The sequence below is a fragment of the Rhizobium sp. BR 315 genome (genome assembly GCF_050577975.1).
GTDB classification, from domain to species: Bacteria; Pseudomonadota; Alphaproteobacteria; order Rhizobiales; family Rhizobiaceae; genus Rhizobium; species Rhizobium miluonense.
The window spans coordinates 1-20,280 of record NZ_JARWKZ010000031.1; the positions used below are offsets into that span (position 1 = coordinate 1).

Below are 20,280 nucleotides of genomic sequence, written 5' to 3' on the forward strand. Positions count from 1 at the left end.
CAGCAGATCTTGGCACTGACATCGGCGTCAGAAACCTTGCGTCCCCCGATCATGATGAGAACGGCAGATGGCAATACTTCCATATTGCGCATTTGCCATTCGTCCAGCGAGCCGACCGTCACGATATGCAGGGCGCTGTCGCACTCGGTCAAACTCTTCGATAGGCACTCGCGATCCAGTGCGCGGGAATCGATGAGCAGAACGTAGTCTTCCCATTCATCGATGCCGGGCGCGCCGGCCGCGATGAACGGCTTCAAGGCGTCGGATGTCCGAACTGAAATGATACGTGCGCCCGATTCTGCGGTGAATTTTTCACCTGTGAGTGATTGTCCAATCATGGCCGCTATCCCCAACTCTAAATTTCGCTTTTGTATTTTTTGCAACTTTTTCAGTATTTAGTCGATTTAGAGAGCATATCATCCGTTTGAGTCGAGGCTTTTCTTGGTTTTTCATCTCGGTCCCCTCTATTTTAGATTTATATGAACGTATTAATTGCTTATTTTTCTCTTCAGTGCATTAACATATGTTAACATTGAATTGAAATATTAAATATAAGCACAGTTTTAGTCTCTATTTATAATAGAGACTAAGTGCTACTCAAATGATGGTTGTGTCAAAATCGGACTCGTCGAAGTCGACGAGATCCGCCAGACGTGCGCGGTCGAGAAAGGCAACGATACCGTTGCGGAAGGACAGCAGACCGGCTTCACGCATGTCCCTGAGCACACGATTTATGTGCACTGTCGACAGACCGACGGCATCGCCAATATCTGCCTGCGTCAAAGGGCAATCGAAGTACTCGGAGTTAGCATAGTCTCTTGACATGCCAACACGCGTTCCGAGCTCAAGCAGCATGTAGCCTGTTCTTTCGAGCGCATCGCGCCGCCCGATGTTGGCAAGCCTCTCCGACATGCGCGCCTGATGCCGCACCAATTCGGCAATGACGATGCGATAGAAGTATGTCGGCGCGTCGACTTTCGGAAGCGCGGTGAAATCTGGGAAAGCCGTCACCGTTACATTGGTGATTGCCCGCACGGTCTCGCGTGAAAGCGCTGCCAGCGATGTCGAGATCATATCGCCGCGCAGCACGAATTCTGTGACGAAGCGTGTGCCGTTCGGCAGCGTCTTACTGCTCGCAGCCCAACCATTCAGAACGAAGAGAAGACGCGGCGTATCATGTCCGTAGCCGCAGATCTCACTCCCCGCAACGAAGGTTCTCGCTACGCCACCGAGACTTCGAACATACTCAATCGGAATCTGTGCCGCCATGCCGTCATCCCATCGACCGAAGACCATATCTCGAATGTTCCGTTGACCATCTGAAATATAGTCTTCGCGAGTTCAAACCTCTTAGTACCATAGAAAATCCGCAGTGTCTCCGATGTAAATCAATACCCGCTATTTCCAGAAGCTCCATCGCTCCCGTGCTGGCGCCTTGTATGCTTCATATGGGACAGTAATATTTCGAGGTGTTTACTTTATGCGTAATTCAAAATGGCGAAATATTTCGCGAGAAACATGTTATACCTGCAATGCAGGATATCGATCACTTTCGGTTAAGTGCCGACGCATGTTGGAAACTCCGGCTCGGGCCTCCGCAATGGTAAGATGATGTCGAAGGACTTCAATCTCCTCCTTCTGGGCTGCCTTCAGCAGCAGCGCGATATGCTCGGGCGTTGGCGATGCCTCCTTTATGAAATAGGCCTCGCGCCCGACAGAATTGAAGAATCCTTCGACCTTCCGGTCCCAACCCAAGCCGATATGCGGGATTCTCAGCGCATAGGCCGCGATGCAGGCGTGCAGCCGGTGAGCCAAAATCACATCCATTGACTGGATTGTCTCTATCAAATCAACCGGAAGTCGCGGCCGCCTGGAAACAGTCAGAGTGCCGGCACCAATAGCACGATGCTTGGCAACCGAACTGCGGATGCGCTCCGCAAAAGCCTGATCTTCGCGAGCTCCATTGCAGAACAAGACGACGCGTTGGCCGTCATCCAAAAGCAATGCGATCAAATCCCTATAGGGGGCAATACTCGAAAATGGGATGCCGGAGGCCTTGGCACTGCCATGTCTCTGCAGGATTAATGGGTCGGTGACGCAGAGTCCTACGGTCAATCGGCCCTTGGATGGGGAGACTGGGTCCCTAGCGGTCGGCGAAGCCCGAAGCAACAGTCCGGGATCGCGCACGATTTTGGCGCTCGGCCCTTCGGGGAAGTGCTCAAACCAAGCGTCTTGCGCAAAGCCATCGCGCACGGAAAGATGGACAAGACGCGTCTGCTTCAATCGTGCAAAGAGATGGTATGCCGGCTCCGACCAATGGTTGCTGACGCCGACGGCGTAGATCGCCAGCGGGCGATCGTGCCGGGAGACGCAATCAAGCACAGTGCCGATCTTGAGCGGGAAATTCAGGTCGTCGTCCTGAAACAAATTGCCGCCGCCGATCACAACAGCGTCCGCAGATGCAACCTTGTCTTCCCACTGCCCGCGAAGTTTGTTCAGGCGACGCTCGAGCCCGGCGCGGACAAGCCGTCGACGGATGCCTGCGGGGAGCCGATGGAGCAACCCGAGCACGAGGCGCCTGCGCCCGCCGTGGCCTGCGCCAAAGGCCTGCCGCCCCGCGAGATCGATCGTCTCGACTTCGATCTCGCCCCTGCCATTCGTCAATGCAAGTTCGACGCATTCTGCGAGCAGTCCGTCGCCTAGGTTTTCACTATACTTCACATTGAAAACAAGGATCTTCATCGCAGTTCTCCAGCAGTACGCAAACTACCTCCGGATTTGGACAGTATATGCTGGGCCTCGGCGCCGAATGCGGAAATGCTCCCTGCGAGAATGTAAAATATCAGTCCAAGATCATACACCGTGCCGGAGGCGAAAGCAGAAATGAGAACGGTGATGATCCCGGCCTTGGCGGAGCGCACGACGGCGGCGGTCTCCCGCGACGGATACGGGAAGCGCCCGTCTGCCGTAAGCAGCCGGCCGACGAACAATGCAAAGAGCAGCGTGCCGAAGAGCCCGACATTGGACAAAAGCACAAGACCGAAGCTTGATGCGCGGGCGCTGCCAAGGCCGGCACCGAAGCCATTCGTGTCCAGGAAAGCCCGATAAGCCATGGCGTTCCACATGAAGCGCTCGCGCCCGGACTGACTATCGGCCTTGGAGAGCAGCATTTCGTCGAGAAACTCGTGCAGACTATGGGCGAGATCCGGCATGACTATGAGAACGAAGAAGATGGCGAGCGGCATGCTCGCCAGAATGGACACGATCAGAACCGGCCGTCCGGCACCGGGCTCGCGGCGGAAAGCCAGAAATGACTGCAGGCTGAGAATAGGCAGGATAGCGGCGAGCCCGATAAGCGCGGTCGCCGACGTCGATAGGATCAGCGCGACCAGAAGCAAGCCTGCAAAGGCACCTGTGATGGTTGAGCGGATACCGCTGAGCCACAGGCTGGTGATGATGGCAAAGAGGACGAGCGTGAAGTCGGCGAATGCCGAAGCCTCGGGAAAGGTTCCCGAAATGCGCTTCAATCCCCCCTTTTCGGCATTGGTCAAAAGGGCGTAATTGGCCGTCCGCACGAAACTCAACAGAGAGTCCGTGTGGGTGAAATGGGTAATTATGTCGGCAAGTGCGAAGCCGAGATCGACGCTCGAGACGATCAAGATCCCTTTGACAAAGGTCAAGGGCATGGTGTCACGCCGGAAGAAGGCAAAGGTAGCGATGAAGCAAATCAGGCCGCCGGCGGCATAGACCGATTGCGTAATATTATTTGAGGAGAAGCGCAGCGGCACCAGCGCAATCAAGCTGCGAGCGCCAACCATGCGCTCAACCGACATTGTCTGCGTCATGCCTTGAAACATTCGTGGGAAGAAAATCGCTGTAAAGATTCCGAAGGCGGTCAGAAGCAGCAGGAGGAACCCGGGACGCCAGGGGACCAGGGCGGCGAGAAATGGCCCCTCTCCATAGGCTGCGAACAGGCGAACGGCGAAGAACACCAGAAATAGGCTCGGCACGAGCACAGACGCGCCGCCGAGGCCAGGCACGCTGAAAGCGGCAGCCGCGCCAAACACGGTCGACAGGATCATGATGATAAACGACCAACGGACAGGCGTCGTCAACGTCACAACACCAACGATCAGTGTTACAAGCCCCATGGCATTCATTGTGAGGTAATCCAGCCGCTTTGCGTATTGCTACTGCAAGCTAGCACGTCGCCCATGCGGCTGTATTTCCGCCTTCCCTAAGCCTTTTGGAGGACGCATCGGCCGAAATGAGTCCTATACCATGGGTGTTACGGCGCTCATGTTGGTTTGCATGGATCACGTCTTACAAACCTGCCGCGCTCGATGCTTGACCAGCCGCCGCGCGTTTCTTTACGCGTCGGTTGCCACAGCGCTCGTTGCGATCTGCGATACCAAGGTCGCATATGCCGGCGATACCGGCGATGCGCTTGATGTCGACAACATGACGTTGACCTTCCAGGATGCTTTTGACACGCTCAGCATCTCTGCCTGGGGACCTGGCACGCGCTGGATCGCCCATACGCCCTGGAATGGCGATTTCGGAGGTGCCCGCTTCGCTGATCCGAGTGGCGAGTTCCCCTTCGCAGTACAGGACGGGATGCTGCGCATTACCGCCGCGCGCGATAGCGAGGGTGTCTGGCGCTCCGGCCTGATTGCTTCCGTTGACAGCGATGGAAATGGCTTCGCTCAGCAATATGGTTACTTCGAGATGCGCGCGCGGCTGCCTGATGGGCCGGGCGTGTGGCCGGCATTCTGGCTGATTGGCAAGGATCGCTCGAAGGCCACTGCCGAGATCGATGTGATCGAATATTATGGCGACAAGCCGGGTGCCTATTCCTCGACGGTGCATGTCTGGCACCGCGATGGCCGGCACGATTCCGACTATTCCCGCATCAAGGCATTCGCCACCGCGAACCCCGCCGACATGCATCGCTATGGCGTGAAGATCGATTCAGACTTCATACGCATGTATTTCGATGGAAGTCTCGTCTGGAAAACCAAAGTTTTGCCGGAGCATCGCCAGCCAATGTATATATTGATCGATCTCGGCATCGTCGACGGCATAACGAAGGTGGCTGCCGCCGACCCATCCTTCATGTTTGTCGACTACGTCAGAGCCTACCAATTCCGGTAGGTCCTTCATCATCATTCTCCCCGGCAACTCATCTCGACCTCTGTCATACATCTGCGTGGCAGATGCAGCCATTCGCATGCGGATCCGCATGGCGGCGCGCGTAATGCTTTCGGTCGAGTTGGGCCGGTCTCATGAAACCTCTCAGACGAAATGGCTACGCTGCAGTCTGACTTACGACTTTCGATGGTGCGAACAGTCATCCCAATGATCAACTGGTGCTTTTGCCCCAGCGTGAAATTCTGCGGTGGACGGTGAAGCATCTCATATCGCGGCGGCGTCAGTCGCAGGACAACCAGGAGGGCGATAATGATTGACCGCGAGGCTCAAGCAAAAGTAGCTGGCCCGGCAAGCCTGCATTACGATCGCAATCTTTGCCTTCATGAAATGCTGCGCAGCCAAGCTAGCGCGGCACCGGAGGCGACGGCCTTAGTCTTAGGCGACACTCACGTCACCTATCGCGATCTTGATCGCATATCCGACGCGCTCGCGCAGTATCTGATCAGCGCCGGCGTTCAAAAGGCCGATATCGTCGGCCTCTTCCTGCCGCGAAGCGTGAATGCCGTCATTTGCACCCTGGCCATCCTGAAAGCCGGCGGCGCCTATCTTCCCCTGGATCCTGCCTTTCCGGTCGAGCATCTCGATTTCGTCGTCGGAGAATGTGCCCCGAAGGTCGTTTTCGTCGACCCCGCTTATGGCGACAAGCTGGCGAGCGTGCCGAGCATGAGCGGCCAGGTCATCGAAGCAGATGCCATTATCGCCGAGATGGCGAGCCAGCCCGGGGTTATCGCGCCCGCCGTGGATATAACGGGCGGTGATCTCGCCTACGTCATGTATACCTCCGGCTCGACCGGGCGGCCCAAGGGTACGATGATCTGCCATCGCAGCATTGCCAGGGTTGTTCTCGACCAGACCTATATCGATTTCCGTCGGGATGATGTCGTGCTCCACACGGCCACCATCTCCTTCGACGCATCGACATTCGAAATCTGGGGTGCGCTTCTCAATGGTTGCACAATGGCGATCATGCCCGACGCCGATTTCTCCATTTCGCGTCTGACCGACTTCATGCAAGCAACGAATGTCAGCATCTCCTTCCTCACGACAGGACTGTTCAATCTCTTTGCCGATCATGCTCACGTATCCCTGCCGAGGCTTCGGCACATCCTCTTTGGCGGCGAGGTCGGCTCGGCTGTTCACGCCCGACGCTTTCTGGAGCACCATCCTGGCTGCAGGCTCAGCAATGTCTACGGGCCGACCGAGACGACCGTCTTTGCCACCGCCTTCCAGGTCCTGCCCAGCTTTTCGGGCCCAGAGCTGCCGATCGGCAAGGCGATTGCTCATACCGGGATCGCGATACTGGACGAGGAATTGCGCATCCTTCCTGCGGGCATTGAGGGTCAATTGGCGATCTCGGGCGACGGCCTCGCCATAGGCTATTTCAAGCGGCCGGAGCTGACGGAGCAGAAATTCGTCACTGTCGAGACGAAAGACGGCAGGACACGCTTCTATCTGACGGGCGACGTGGCCTGCCTGAAGCCGGACGGCACCGTTACTTTCAAGGGGCGCCGCGACCGGCAGGTCAAGATCAACGGCAAGCGCATTGAGCTCGACGAAATCGAAGCCGCGCTCAGGCGCGATCCACGCCTCGCCGACGGCGTAGTGCTTTGCCACACGCAGGGTGAGAACCTGAAACGCATCATTGCCTATCTATGCCCGAAGGAAAGCCATATGGGCGCGGGCGCCGATCTGGCGCAAGGCGTCATGGCGACGCTGCGCGCAGCTCTTCCGGCCTACATGATCCCGAATGCCGCAGTCATCGTGGACGCCTTGCCGCTGACGCCGGCCGGCAAAGTCGATCGTTCGAAATTGCTACCCCCTGCGGTCGAAGCCCAGACAAGGCCAGCGGACACCAGGAGCCTGACCGAAGAACTCCTCACGACCCTGTGGCAAGACGCATTGGCTCTCGAAGGCGTCGATCCCGACAGGAACTTCTTCGACCTCGGCGGCACCTCCCTGCAGCTACTGGAAATTCATGCCGGTCTTGAGGAGGCGCTCGGCCGGGCGATCGATGTGGTCGCGCTGCTGCGTTATCCGACAATTCGGGAACTGGCGCTTCATCTGGATGGGCGCACGCCGGGTCCGACACGCATTGCCGCCACCGCTCAGCGCGCAGCACTTCAGAAGAAGGCGATTTCTCATATTCGCAGGAGCTCTCTATGAAACGGAATCACCAGGAGAATGGCAAACAGCGTGATTTCGAAGATAATGAGGACCTGAACGAGCAAATTTCCGGGCAAGTCGCCATTGTCGGCATGTCCGGCCGCTTTCCCGGCGCTCCATCAGTACCGGCGCTCTGGCAGCTTGTGCTTGAGGGAAAGAACGCCTTTTCGCTTTTTTCGCCGGATGAAATCGAAGACGCGTTCACCGACGAAGAGCGTGCGCAGCCCAACTATGTCGCTGCAAGGCCTCATCTCGATGGCGCTGACATGTTCGATGCCGAATTCTTCGGCATGTTTCCGCGCGAAGCTGCGATAACCGATCCGCAACATCGTATCTTCCTGGAAATATGCTGGGAGGCGCTTGAGGATGGCGGCTACGATCCGCAGCGCTATGCCGGTCTGATTGGGGTATTCGCCAGCTGCTCGATGCCGACCTATCTGATCAACAACGTCCTGCGCGACCGCGCGAAGGCCGAGGAGTTCACATCGAACTACCAGATCGGCTGCTTCCACGAACTCGTCGGCGCTCTCAACGATGCGCTGGCAACCCGCATCGCCTATAAGTTCAATTTGCGCGGGCCTGCCTTTACCTTGCAGTCGGCATGCTCAAGCTCCCTGCTTGCCGTTTCGCAGGCGTGTCAGAATCTCCTCACATATAGCTGCGACGTGGCTCTTGCGGGCGGCGTCTCGGTCACCATTCCGCAAAAAAGGGGCTACATCTACCAGGAAGGTGGCATGGCCTCGCCCGACGGCACCTGCCGCCCGTTCGACGCCAACGCTGCCGGAACCGTCTTTGCGAGCGGAGCAGGCGTCGTCCTCCTGAAGCGCCATGAGGATGCCCTGCGGGATGGCGACCACATCTATGCGGTCATTCGCGGCTACGGCATCAACAATGACGGCAGCGACAAGGTTGGCTTTACGGCGCCGAGCGTGGAGGGGCAAGCCGAGGCTATTGCCACAGCTCTCGCCAATGCCGGCGTCGAACCCTCAAGCATCGGCTATATCGAGTGTCACGGCACTGCGACGCCGCTCGGCGATCCCATAGAATTCAATGGATTGACGAGGGTCTTTGCGGATGAGGTACCGGGGTCGGCCAGCTGTGCGCTTGGCTCGGTCAAGGGCATCATCGGCCATACCGACGTGGCAGCCGGCGTTACGGGGCTTATCAAGACAGCGCTGGCGTTGCGTTGCGCCAAGATCCCGCCGATGCCCAACTATAGTCAGCCCAATCCGCGCATCGATCTCAAAAAAAGCCCCTTTTACATCCCGACAGCAGCCGGCGCATGGCCGCAGGGACCAGCACCGAGAAGAGCCGGCGTCAGCGCCTTTGGCGTCGGCGGCACAAACGTTCATATCGTTCTCGAAGAGCCCCTTCACCCGTCGACCACGTCGAAAGAGGTGGAGGGCCACTACATCCTCCCTCTTTCGGCGCGCAACAAGCCGGCCATCGCGGAGATGCGTGCAAATCTGAGCAATCATCTCGCCGAGAACCCGAAGCTTTCGATAGCGCAGCTGGCGCACACGCTGCAAACAGGGCGGCGCGAGTTCGGCCACCGGTTGGCTATTGCCGCCGAAAGCGTCGAGGAAGCGATCATCAAGCTGACGACGGACGGCTATCAATCCCTTGTCGCCGCCGACCAGCCGCCCGTCGCATTCATGTTTCCCGGCCAGGGTGCGCAATATGTCGGCATGGGCGCAGGGCTTTACCGCTCCGAGCCGGAGTTTACCCGCTGGATCGATCGTGGTTCCGAGCTTCTGAAAATGACGCTCGGGCTCGATCTGCGTGACTACATCTGCCATACCGGCCCAGTGACGCAGGCTATCGCCGATGAGCAGCGCGAAACACGGATTGCTCAACCCTGTCTTTATCTTGTCGAATATGCGCTTGCCCGATTGTGGCTCAGCCGCGGCGTCAAACCGTATGCCATGATCGGACATAGCGTTGGCGAGTTTGTAGCCGCCACGCTCGCCAACGTCATTTCGTTCGAAGACGGCCTACGTCTTGTGGCCAATCGCGGGCGGCTGATGCAGCATCAGCCGCAAGGAGCGATGGTATCCGTCCGTGCCGATGCCGGCACGACGGCTTCCTATCTGCAGGGCGCCGTCGAGATCGCCGCGATCAATGCGCCGAAGCTCTGCGTCATTTCCGGCCCCTTTGGCGACATGGATAATGTATGCGCCGCACTTGCCGCCGCCGACATAGCCTTCAGCCGGCTGCATACGTCACACGCCTTTCATTCGGCGATGATGAAGGACGCCGCTCTCGCGCTGCGCGAGGAGACGGAGAAGGCGACATATGGTACTGCGACCCTGCCCTTCATCTCATGCGTCACAGGCGACTGGCAGACCACCGAACTCGCGACATCGCCCGATTACTGGGCTATGCATTGCCGCGACGCCGTTCGCTTTGCCGACGGCCTGGTCGCGCTCTGCCGCGACCGAAAGCCGGTTCTTCTCGAAATCGGACCGGGCCGCACGCTGTCGGTCTTTGCCGCGCAGACGATCGCAAGGGACGGTCTTTCCGCCGTCGTCCAATCCCTGCCCGAACATGATCGAGCCTCTGCGGCCGCCGAAACTCTGGCAGAAGCGCATGGCAAGCTATGGATGGCAGGCTGTCCGCTGAATTGGCCGGCCATTCCCTCGTTAGCGCAACAGCGGCTGGCTTTGCCCACCTATCCGTTCCAGCGGCAGCGCCATTGGATCGATGCCCCTCCATCCGCACGTCGTTCATCGACGCTGCGGGCGGACGCCGAACCGAACAATCCTCCCACAACCGGATCCTTTGTCTCTGACGTCAACATCACCGAGGAGAATCGAACGATGAATGTTGCATCACCAATTCCAGTCCCCGACCGCCTGCCGCGATTGGAAACCACTCTTCTGACGCTGCTGAGCGACATGTCTGGTGAAACGCTCGGGCCGGATGAGCGAGCAGCGACATTTCTGGAGCTTGGCTTCGACTCGCTTTTTGTCGGCCAGTTCGCGCAACGTATCGAGAAGGACTTCAAGGTTAAAATCTCTTTCCGGGAATTGCTGAGCGATGTTCCCTCCGTCGCCGATCTGGCGGCCCATCTCGATCGGCAAATGCCACCGGACGCAGTAAAGGTGGCAGATCCGTTGCCATCAGCGCCCCCCGTCGCGGCCGTACCGATGCCGCCCATGCCGGTACAGATCCCGACTGTGTCACCGGCTCCGCAAGTCGCATCGATGCCGGCTGCGGTATCGGATCTCGCCACAGTGATGCAATCACAGATTCAGATGGCACAGTCGCTGTTTTCTCAACAGCTGCTGATGCTGCAAGCCATGCAGGGCGGCACTCAGGCTCCCTTGGCCGCGAGTGCGGTGCCGGCAGCGCCGATTTCGCTTTCGCCACAGCCTGCTGCGCCAAGCCAGCCTCCTTCCAACGCCTCAACCGAAAGCGATTTCGGCACCGAACGCATCAAGCTCTATCGCCCGAACGCCAAGAGCGTGACGTCGGAGATTTCCGCTGCCAAGCAGGATTTCATCGCCACTCTCACTAAGGCCTATGAAGCCAAGAACGCCAAATCCAAGACATTCACGCAGGAGCATCGCGGCCACCTCGCCGATCCCCGTTCCGCGTCGGGCTTTCGCGCCGATTGGAAGGAGATGGTGTTCCCGATCGTCTGCGACCATTCCAAGGGCGCCTATATCTGGGATATCGACGGCAACCAATATGTCGACCTAGTCAATGGCTTCGGGCAGACGGCCTTCGGACATGCGCCGGACTTCGTGATCGACGCCGTCAAAGATCAGGCCGACCGCGGATTTGCCATCGGCCCGCAGACGCCGCTTGCCGGTGACGTCGCACAGATGATTGCCGAGATGACCGGCCACGAGCGGGTTACCTTCTGCAATACCGGTTCCGAGGCTGTCATGGCTGCAATGCGGATTGCCCGCGCAGTCACCGGCCGCGATCGGGTCGTGGTCTTTGCCAATGACTATCACGGCCAATTCGACGAAGTTCTGGTCAAGGGTCGCAATCGCGCCGACAAGCCGATCGCTCTGCCGGTTGCCTCCGGCATCCCCATGGCTTCCGTGTCGAATATGACCGTCCTGCGCTACGGCGCACCGGAAAGCCTCGATTTCATCCGTGCCAATGCTGCCGATATAGCGGCTGTCATCATCGAGCCGATCCAAAGCCGCCATCCCGAATTGCAGCCACGCGAGTTCGTCCTGGAACTGCGCGATATCGCCACCAAATCCGAATTCGCACTGGTCTTCGATGAGGTTGTCACCGGCTTCCGCGTCGATCCGGGCGGCATGCAGGCGGTCTGGGGCATCAGGGGCGACATGGCGACCTATGGCAAGGTCGTCGGTGGCGGCATGCCGATCGGCGTGCTTGTCGGCAATCCGCGCTTCATGGATGCGCTCGATGGCGGCTACTGGGCTTATGGAGACAACTCCGTTCCCATGACGGCTCCGACATTCTTTGCCGGCACCTTCGTCCGTCATCCGCTGACGCTCGCCGCCGCCAACGCCGTGCTGCACCATATCAAGGGAGAAGGATCCGCCCTCTATAATCGTGTCGCCGAACGAACGGAGGCACTGGTCGCGGAGATCAGGGCCGATCTTGCCAGGCGCGGCATCGCCGATGTCGTTCATGGCTACAAGAGCTGGTTCGCCACGGACTTCTCCAGCCAGGATCCCCTCGGTGCGCTGTTCTATGCCCAGATGCGGCTGAATGGCGTTCATATACAGGACGGCTATCCCTGCTTCTTGACGACAGCCCATACCGAGGATGACTTCCGCTCCATCGCGAAAGCTTTCCATGACAGCCTGGACGCGATGCAGGCGGTTGGGATATTCGTGGCCAAGGAAGAGCCAAGCATAGCTGCAAAACAGGCGCAGGCACCGGCGCCGGTCGCGCGGCTTCAATCCGCACCACTGACGGAAGCACAGACGGAAATATGGCTTGCCGCCCAAGCGGGTGACGAAGCCTCATGCTCATTCAACGAGTCCTTTTCGCTGACGCTGGAGGGAAAGCTGGATGAGAAAACCATCCAGAAGGCCTTCGACGCGGTCATTGCGCGCCACGACGCGTTTCATATTCGCTTTGACCGCAGCGGCGAGCATTTCCAGTTCATTCCGGACTTCAAGCTCGACCTGCCGATCCTCGAAGGCGTCGATGAGAAAGGCCTCGCCGACATCGTCGACGATGAAGCACGTACACCCTTCGATCTGATCAACGGCCCCCTTGTCCGCGCCAGCGTCGTTAAGCTGGCGCCCGAGAAGCACGTGCTGGTCTTTACGGCCCATCACATCGTCTGCGACGGCTGGTCGATCAATACCTTCGTCGAAGAGCTGGCGACTGCCTATGAGGCCTATAAGGCAGGCAATGTTCCGGAATTTCAGCCGGCACTCTCCTTTGCGACCTATTCGACGGATCTTTCTCCCAGGCCGGAGAAATGTCAGGCGACGGAGCAATTCTGGCTTGATCAGTTCAAGACGGTTCCCGATCTTCCCGACCTGCCGCTGGACCGCCCGCGCCCGGAATATCGCAGTTTCGCGGGTGGAAGCTGCACCGGCTACATTGATGCCGATGTCTACAAGGCGCTGAAGAAAAAAGGCGCGAAATCGGGCGCCACGCTGTTCTCCACCCTGTTGGCGACACTCCAGGTGATGATATCGCGACTATCTGGCCAGGGCGACATCGTCATCGCCATTCCGTCGGCTGGTCAAAGCCTGCTCGACGGCCAGATCCTCGTTGGTCACTGCGTCAACCTGCTGCCGCTGCGTCAGGCTGTATCGCAGACGGAGCCGTTTGCAGCGCATCTGAAGGCAACGCAGCAGCTTGTTTTCCAGGCCTTTGAGCACCAGGATTACACATACGGTACGCTCGTGCGCAAACTGAATGCCAAACGCGATCCGCGGCGCCTGCCCCTGACAGAAATCCAGTTCAACCTCGAGCGCATGGCCGGCGGATCGTCCTTTGGCGACCTCAAGCCGGCGATGGAGCCGAACGCAAAGGCCTTTTCCAACTTCGACCTGTTCTTCAACATGATCGAGGCGACCGATCACATCCGCATCGACGTCGACTACAACGCCGACGTCTTCGATCGCGTGACGGTGGAGCGGTGGATCGGCCACTTCTCGACGCTGGCAGCAACCTTGGCCAAGGACATGGATCGCAAGGTCGGCGAACTGTCCCTGCTCTCGGCGCAGGAGAAATCCTGGCTGGCCGACGATCTCAATCGCACGGCCATGCCCTATGATCACGATCAATTCGTCTTCTCGCTCTTCTCCAAGCGGGCGGCCGAGCATCCGAATGCGGTCGCTGCTCAACATGACGGCCAGTCGATCACTTACGGCGAGCTGGAAACGCGCTCGAACCAGCTCGCGCTCTACCTCCAGATGGCGCTTCCCGATCCCGGCCAGCGCATCGCAATCCTGATCGAACGCTCACTGAACATGATCGTCGCCCTCCTCGCAGTCATGAAGGCAGGACATACCTATGTGCCGATGGATCCGGCTCACCCGGAACCGCGCCTGCGGCAGACGCTGGATATCGCCCGCATCGGCGGCCTGATCTGCGACAGCGATGACACGGCTCGGCTAGCGGCCGCGGATACCCCTGTTATCCGGCTCGACCAGGATGCCAAGGCGATCAGCTCGATGACCGGGCTTCCCCTGAAGACCCTGCCTGTCGATACGACAGCATCCGCCTATATCATCTTCACCTCCGGTTCGACCGGCATGCCGAAGGGCGTGGAGGTTTCGCATCGATCCCTGACGAACTTCCTTCTCTCCATGGCCAAGGAACCCGGCTTTACTGCAAACGATACGCTCGTTGCGGTCACGACGATCTCCTTCGATATTGCCGGCCTGGAGCTTTATCTGCCGCTGATATCGGGCGGAAGGGTCGTCATTGCCAGCCGCAGCGAGGTCCAGGACGGCTTTGCGCTCGTAAAGCTCATCTGCGACTATGATGCCACGGTGTTACAGGCAACGCCGACGCTTTGGCAGATGCTGGTCGAGGCCGGCCTGAAGGATCGCCGGACGCTGAAAATGCTCTGCGGCGGTGAACCCTTGCCTAAGGAACTGGCGCGTTCTCTGCTTACGATTGGCGGCGAACTTTGGAACATGTACGGCCCGACAGAAACGACGATCTGGTCGTCACTGCAGCGCATCACGGACGCCGATCAGCCGATCACGATCGGCCATCCCATAGCCAATACTCAGCTCTTCATCCTCGACCAAAGCGAAAATATCGCGCCGGTCGGTGTCATCGGTGAGCTGCATATCGGTGGCGACGGACTTGCGGAAGGATATTTCGATCGTCTTGATCTCACCGAGAAGGCCTTCGTTCCGCATTGCTTTGCCATCGGCAGACCGATGCGTCTTTACAAGACCGGTGATATCGGGCGGCGGCTTGCCGATGGTTCCCTGCAGCTGCTTGGCCGGCGCGACCAGCAAGTCAAGCTGCGCGGCTTCCGCATCGAGCTGGGCGACATAGAGGCCGTCATATCCAAGGCGGAAGCCGTGCGCCAATGTGCAACGGTCCTCGCCGAGAACGCCAAGGGCGATCGTTCGCTGGTCTGCTACATCGTGCCGAATGCAAGCGGCAGCGATCTACCGGTAGCCAATATAGCGGCACACGCCAAAGCTAGTTTGCCGGCTCATATGGTGCCGAGCTTCTGGGTGATGGAAAGTGAGCTGCCGCAAACCGCCAACGGAAAGCTCGACCGCAAATCCTTGCAGCAGCGTGGCGTGCCGCAGCGTGAGGCTGCGCCAACCAAGGTCCAGCCAAAAACCGAGATGGAACAGCGATTGCTGGCGATCTGGCAGGATGTTCTGAACCTCAGCGACATCGGCGCCGACGATAATCTCTACGCGCTCGGTGCCGACTCGCTTGCCATATTCCGCATCGCCGCCCGTATGCGTGACAACGGCCTGCCGCTCGAGGCAAAGCACCTGCTGCGCCATCCGACGATTGCCGCGCTAGCAGCCTTTGCCGACAGCCAGGGAGGGGATCTGTCCGATCCCGTTCAGCTGCACATACCATCACTGCGAGATTTTCGTAACGGCGCACGCCGCGGCCTGGGGGCATCTTTATGAGTACGGTTGACAATAGTCCAAGCGGTCCGCTTGTCGAACCGCAGATCATCGGCGAATTTCCTTGCACGCAGACGCAGTTGCGCTGCTGGATCCTCGATCAACTCAACCCCGGCAATCCGGCTCTCAATGTCGCGGTCCGGTGGGAAATCCGGGGGAACTTCAAGGCCTCGACCCTCGAGGCGGCCTTTCGAAAAGTCATTCAACGCCACGAAATACTGCGAACCCGGTTTATCGAAAGAGGCGGCCAGCCGTTCCAGCAGGCTGTCAGCGACGTGAATTTCAAGATGTCGGTGATCGACCTTCGCGGCATGCCACTGGAGCAGCGCCAGGCAAGAATCCTGTCGATCGGCGAGGAGACCGCGCAGGCACCGTTCGATCTCAGCACCCCTGGCCTATTCCGGGTGACCTTGCTGATGGCCGAAAACGAGCGCGGTTTCCTATTGATCACGGCGCATCAGAGCTGCTTCGACGGCTGGTCCATCCGCGTTCTCGGACGGGAGGTCGGTGAAATCGCCGCTGCGATCGACGCCGGACGTGCACCCGTCGTGCCGGAACTGCCATTGCAATACGGCGATTACGCTTTGTGGCAACAGGAATATCTGCAAAGCTACGGTTTCGAGACGGAGAAGACCTTCTGGCGAGACATGCTGCAGGGCGCTCCTTATTTCGAAGTCAGCCCGGATCGGCCTCGCGGCCAAGTCAAAACCAATCGCGGCAACATTCTTTCCATCGTCCAACCGCCCGTCTTCACCGATCGCATGGACGCTGCGGCGCGGGCGCACCGCGTTTCGCAATATAGTTTCGGCGCAGCCGTACTCAGTGCGGCTCTTCATCGGCTGACTGAGGCCCAGACCGTTCTGTTCGGCTCGCAGATCGCTGGCCGCGAACACAGCGACCTCGAAGACATGATCGGCGTATTCATCAACAATATGGTGCTGCGCTTCGACTTTCGCTCCGATCTCAGCTTCGACGAGCACATACGCTCCGTCAGCACGACGATCGAAGGCGCACTGAACCATCAGCGCATGCCGTTCAACAAGCTTGTCGAACTCGTCAACCCGGTGCGTGATCCGGCCCGCAATCCGCTAATTTCGGTCAATTTCAATCTGCAGAAGGCATTTCTCGAAGATCGCTCCTACGGCGGCTTCGAGCTGATCAGCTCGCCCTCGCAATCCCCCGGCGTCATCTACGATCTCAGTTTCATCATGATCGGCCGGCCGACCGGCTGGCGCATGTCGATCGAATACAATGCCGACTTGTTCGACGCCAGCACGGTCGAAAGCCTCCTGCAGCTATGGAGGAATGCCTATGAAATTGCTCTCGATCGCCCTGAGGCGCCGCTTTCTTCGCTCGCTGCGCCGAACCGACACCTGGCGGCTTCCGCCAAGGCTGCGCCAATGGACGGCGCCCTCACAAAAAAATCGCCGCCGGATACGCGAATGGAGGCGCTTGCTGAGCTGTGGAAAGAGATCCTACAGGTTCCGCAAATACGCCCGGATGATGATTTTTTCGCGCTCGGCGGCCACTCGCTTCTCGCGCTCCGATTACTATCGGAAACACGCGCAAGATTCGATGCAGCACCGACATTACAACTTCTATTCAGGCAGCCGACGTTTGCGGGCTTTGCAGCGGCGATCTTCAATACCGAAGAGATCGGGGGGCCACGAGAAAAGGTCGTAAACCCGTGGGAGCTGATCACCTGCAAGCATGGCGTGGGTACGGGGGCGGTCTACACGCTGAATCACCCCTTTCTGTACTATCGCCTCGCCAATGAGCTGCCGGACTCTGTCTCGGTGTACAATGTCAACATGTTCCATGCCGATTTGAAAGGTGGTCTGGACCGCCTGAAACTCGAGGATATCGCCGGCCTTGCGATCGACGCCATGCAGATCGATAAGGCAGCTGGGCGTGTCGCTGTCGTCGGGCTCTGCGTCAACGGTGTTCTTGCGATGGAAGTCGCCCGGCAGATGCGTGAAAGAGGCATCGATGTCGGCGTCACGGCAATCATCGATGCATGGGCTCCAGGCTATTTCGCATCCTTGCCGAAACGGGAGCAAGCACGATGGAACCGGGAGCGGCGGCGCAAGCGCCTCGCCTACTATACTAGAAAACTGCTGTCCCGGCGCATTCGGCTGATCGACTATCTCAAGCAGTTCAAGGTCTCCCAGTCGCTTCTGAGCATGTTCGGCGTTAAGGCGGGCCAATACTCAGCCGAAGAGGAGGCAAACGGGGCCGTTACGAAAGTGCTGATGGCCGCGGCACGCCATTACAAACCACTGCAAATGAAGGATTCCAGTGTCGTGCTGCTGCGAAGCAGCGCCAACCACCCTCGCGCTCGCCAATTGCGGTTTGGATGGGGCGATGCGATTGCCAGCGAGTGCTTGGTGGTCGACATCGATGGCTGGCATGAGGATTCGCTGACCAGCAGCGGTATCCACGGCCTCGCGTCGTCTCTCTCCGGAAAACTCGTCGACAGCTAGGGCTCATCCAATGAGCCAGAATGAAGTCAAAGGGGAGCGGCTATGAACAAAACCAAGCCATTGAGGGTCGGCGTTCTTATCGCGCGCGCACGCGCTCTCGAAAACTGGGAGCTTATGATCCTGGATCGCATTATCGCGGCGCCTTGGCTGGAGCTGGCTGCTGTATTCACCCATTCGCATCCGTTTGGGGACGGCAAAGTTTCGAAGCTGTTATCCTGGGGGGCGCGATTGGAGGCCAGTGCTTTAGCCCGCCAACCCGCCTACTGTCCAAAACATTTCGATAGCCGGCACCATTTTATCGATGTTTACGATGCCGACAACGACAAGACATGCACCGCCGACAATATCACTGCGGCATCGTTGCGCCGCCTGAAGCTCGACCTTGTCATCCGCATGATCCCAAAGAGCATGGCTGACGATGCGATCGCCGCTTTGCCATTCGGGGAATGGGCCTTCAATCTCTCCGATCAGCGATCTGCTGATATGGCTTGGTTCGGCTATGCCGAGGTTCTTGCGCGTGCTTCCACAGCAGACTTGGTTCTTTATGCGAAGTGCGGCAGCGAAGCCGACAGGCTGGAGATCGCGCGGGCGGCGTTCAATATCAAACCCAGTGCGGCAAGATTGAGTGCATTCGTGCGGGAGCGAAGCGTGACACTGCTGATGCGTGAATTGGCGCGCTTGGCCGACAACAGGCGGTTCACTCCGTCCGCCTTCGTCGATCCAGTCGGCGCGCATGCGCCGTCGCTCGGCAACCTCCTTCGCTACGGAAGCATCGTCGCTGGCTCAATCTCACGCAAGGCGTTCAGGTCGGTGAAAACGAAACTCCACGCCAGTCCCGCGATTTGGACGCTCTATACAGGGCGCGGTCACATCGGCGATTTCGATCCCAGCAGCGCGGTCGAAATTCCGCCCGCCGGCAACAGCATCAAGGCCGATCCGTTCCTGTTCCAACATCAGGGTCAATGCTATCTGTTCTACGAGGCCTATTCCCGCAGCGACCGCAAGGCTCACATCGCGGTCGGTCGTTTTGACGGCAACGCGCTCATACAGGTCGGGGTCGCATTGGAACGTCCCTATCATCTTTCCTATCCGTTCATATTTCGCGATGGCGGTGAGATCTTCATGATTCCGGAAACGCACCACGCCCGGCGCCTGGAGGTCTGGCGCTGCTGCGAGTTTCCCCTGAAATGGGAGCTTCATGCCACGGCCTTCGAGGGCCAGTCGCCCGCCGACAGTGTTTTGATCCGTCACGGCGGCAAATGGTGGCTATTCACCAACCTGTCGGATTTCCATGCCTATGAAGATCACTGCAGCGAGCTCTATCTATTTGAGGTCGATGGCCCAGCCCTCAAGGACATAAAGCCTCACAAGCGGAATCCCGTCGTTATCGGCAGTACAGACGCTCGCGGTGCGGGGCGCATCTTCGAGCATGAGGGCAGGCTCCTACGCCCCTCGCAGAACAATACGCATGGCATCTATGGCTACGGGCTCAATATCATGGAGATCGAGAAGCTCACGGTGGACGATTATCGCGAGCGCCGCATCCGGACGATAACGCCCAGTTTCAAGGCGGGTCTCCACGGCTGCCACCATTTCGATGCGACCGATGGGCGTTACATTCTCGATGCGAGATTGACCAACTGACCTATATCCTCGTCGCGATAGCGCAGGCATACGCGGCGCCCTCCGGTTGAGGCGACGACAGCGCCGGCGAAGTTGATTGGCGTTTCAAGCTCCAGAACGGCCCAGTTTGCGGGTGCGCCTGCATCCCCTTCCAGCCGCTCCAATCGCGATTCACTCGACCTGTCGAAGGTGATGTCGAAACTGTCCAGCGGCAGCGACAACCCGGCACCGTGGGCCTTGATGAAGGCTTCCTTGCGTGTCCAGCACCGATAGAAGCCATCCATGTAGCTATCTGCGGGTAGAGATCGAAGTGTCTGATATTCCCGGAGGGAAAAGAACCATTTTGCAATGTCTTCCTTCAGGAAACGAATTTCCTCGATATCAATGCCGAGTTCGTAGCGATCCGAAACGGCAAGGACTGCCAGATCTGCGCTATGGCTGAGATTGAAGTGGATGGGGTAAGCGCCGTAAGCCTGTACGGAAGGCTTTCCGTTGTCGCCATAATCGAAACCTATCGATCGTGGTGAAATTCCGAGATAGCGCCCCAAAATGATCCGCATTCCGGTTCTTGCGGCGACAAAGCGTTGCCTGTCCCGATCACGGACGAAGCGAATTGTCCGAATGCATTCGTCAAGCGATAGTAACGCGGCAGACATACCAAGGTCGGGCGGCGGCATGTCCAGCTTCCAACTCCAGACGTCGATGGTGTCGGGCCCGATGCTTTCCAT

At 58.6% G+C, this 20,280-nt stretch carries 9 protein-coding genes and 1 pseudogene; 5 read left to right on the top strand and 5 right to left on the bottom strand.

Features of this window, described 5'->3' with window-relative positions; all coding sequences use genetic code 11:
- From QD409_RS23840 to QD409_RS23855, 4 genes and pseudogenes are all read right to left on the bottom strand, one after another.
- A pseudogene (locus QD409_RS23840) lies at positions 1 to 338 on the bottom strand (DNA-binding response regulator); the annotation flags it as partial.
- Positions 339 to 597: 259 nt separating this feature from the next.
- Entirely contained in the window at positions 598 to 1,269 is a 672-nt protein-coding gene (locus QD409_RS23845) for a Crp/Fnr family transcriptional regulator (protein WP_159432188.1), read from the bottom strand.
- 252 nt (positions 1,270 to 1,521) lie between these two features.
- On the bottom strand, positions 1,522 to 2,742 hold the full coding sequence (locus QD409_RS23850; protein WP_430763821.1) for a polysaccharide pyruvyl transferase family protein: 1,221 nt from the start codon (positions 2,740 to 2,742) through the stop codon (positions 1,522 to 1,524).
- The gene (locus QD409_RS23855; protein WP_430763822.1) at positions 2,739 to 4,160 is read right to left on the bottom strand and encodes a hypothetical protein; all 1,422 of its coding nucleotides are present in this window, start codon (positions 4,158 to 4,160) and stop codon (positions 2,739 to 2,741) included. The genes QD409_RS23850 and QD409_RS23855 overlap by 4 nt, the downstream gene beginning before the upstream one ends.
- Before the next feature lie 187 nt (positions 4,161 to 4,347).
- Here QD409_RS23855 and QD409_RS23860 point away from each other — a divergent pair, with 187 nt between their 5' ends.
- The 5 genes from QD409_RS23860 (at position 4,348) to QD409_RS23880 (ending at position 19,573) form a co-directional block, all read left to right on the top strand.
- A complete protein-coding gene (locus QD409_RS23860) occupies positions 4,348 to 5,154 on the top strand; it encodes a glycoside hydrolase family 16 protein (RefSeq protein WP_430763823.1) in 807 nt (268 codons plus the stop codon).
- A gap of 306 nt (positions 5,155 to 5,460) precedes the next feature.
- Complete coding sequence (locus tag QD409_RS23865; protein WP_430763824.1) at positions 5,461 to 7,374, top strand: amino acid adenylation domain-containing protein; 1,914 nt, start codon at positions 5,461 to 5,463, stop codon at positions 7,372 to 7,374.
- On the top strand, positions 7,371 to 15,449 hold the full coding sequence (locus QD409_RS23870) for an amino acid adenylation domain-containing protein (protein ID WP_430763825.1): 8,079 nt from the start codon (positions 7,371 to 7,373) through the stop codon (positions 15,447 to 15,449). The genes QD409_RS23865 and QD409_RS23870 overlap by 4 nt, the downstream gene beginning before the upstream one ends.
- Positions 15,446 to 17,929 carry a condensation domain-containing protein gene (locus tag QD409_RS23875; RefSeq protein WP_430763826.1) on the top strand — a complete coding sequence of 828 codons (2,484 nt, stop codon included), beginning with the start codon at positions 15,446 to 15,448 and terminating at the stop codon, positions 17,927 to 17,929. The genes QD409_RS23870 and QD409_RS23875 overlap by 4 nt, the downstream gene beginning before the upstream one ends.
- Positions 17,930 to 17,971: 42 nt before the next feature.
- Entirely contained in the window at positions 17,972 to 19,573 is a 1,602-nt protein-coding gene (locus QD409_RS23880) for a glucosamine inositolphosphorylceramide transferase family protein (protein WP_430763827.1), read from the top strand.
- Here QD409_RS23880 and QD409_RS23885 read toward each other — a convergent pair.
- Positions 19,543 to 20,280 carry a 4'-phosphopantetheinyl transferase family protein gene (locus tag QD409_RS23885; protein ID WP_430763828.1) on the bottom strand — a complete coding sequence of 246 codons (738 nt, stop codon included), beginning with the start codon at positions 20,278 to 20,280 and terminating at the stop codon, positions 19,543 to 19,545. The two genes, QD409_RS23880 and QD409_RS23885, sit on opposite strands and share 31 nt — an antisense overlap.

What these genes read in the sequence shown, in the direction of transcription:
- QD409_RS23850 (WP_430763821.1), bottom strand. Translation starts at nt 2,742, where the DNA reads ATGAAGATCCTTGTTTTCAATGTGAAGTATAGTGAAAACCTAGGCGAC.
- QD409_RS23875 (WP_430763826.1), top strand. Translation starts at nt 15,446, where the DNA reads ATGAGTACGGTTGACAATAGTCCAAGCGGTCCGCTTGTCGAACCGCAG.
- QD409_RS23865 (WP_430763824.1), top strand. Translation starts at nt 5,461, where the DNA reads ATGATTGACCGCGAGGCTCAAGCAAAAGTAGCTGGCCCGGCAAGCCTG.
- QD409_RS23845 (WP_159432188.1), bottom strand. Translation starts at nt 1,269, where the DNA reads ATGGCGGCACAGATTCCGATTGAGTATGTTCGAAGTCTCGGTGGCGTA.
- QD409_RS23880 (WP_430763827.1), top strand. Translation starts at nt 17,972, where the DNA reads ATGAACAAAACCAAGCCATTGAGGGTCGGCGTTCTTATCGCGCGCGCA.
- QD409_RS23885 (WP_430763828.1), bottom strand. Translation starts at nt 20,280, where the DNA reads ATGGAAAGCATCGGGCCCGACACCATCGACGTCTGGAGTTGGAAGCTG.
- QD409_RS23870 (WP_430763825.1), top strand. Translation starts at nt 7,371, where the DNA reads ATGAAACGGAATCACCAGGAGAATGGCAAACAGCGTGATTTCGAAGAT.
- QD409_RS23855 (WP_430763822.1), bottom strand. Translation starts at nt 4,160, where the DNA reads ATGAATGCCATGGGGCTTGTAACACTGATCGTTGGTGTTGTGACGTTG.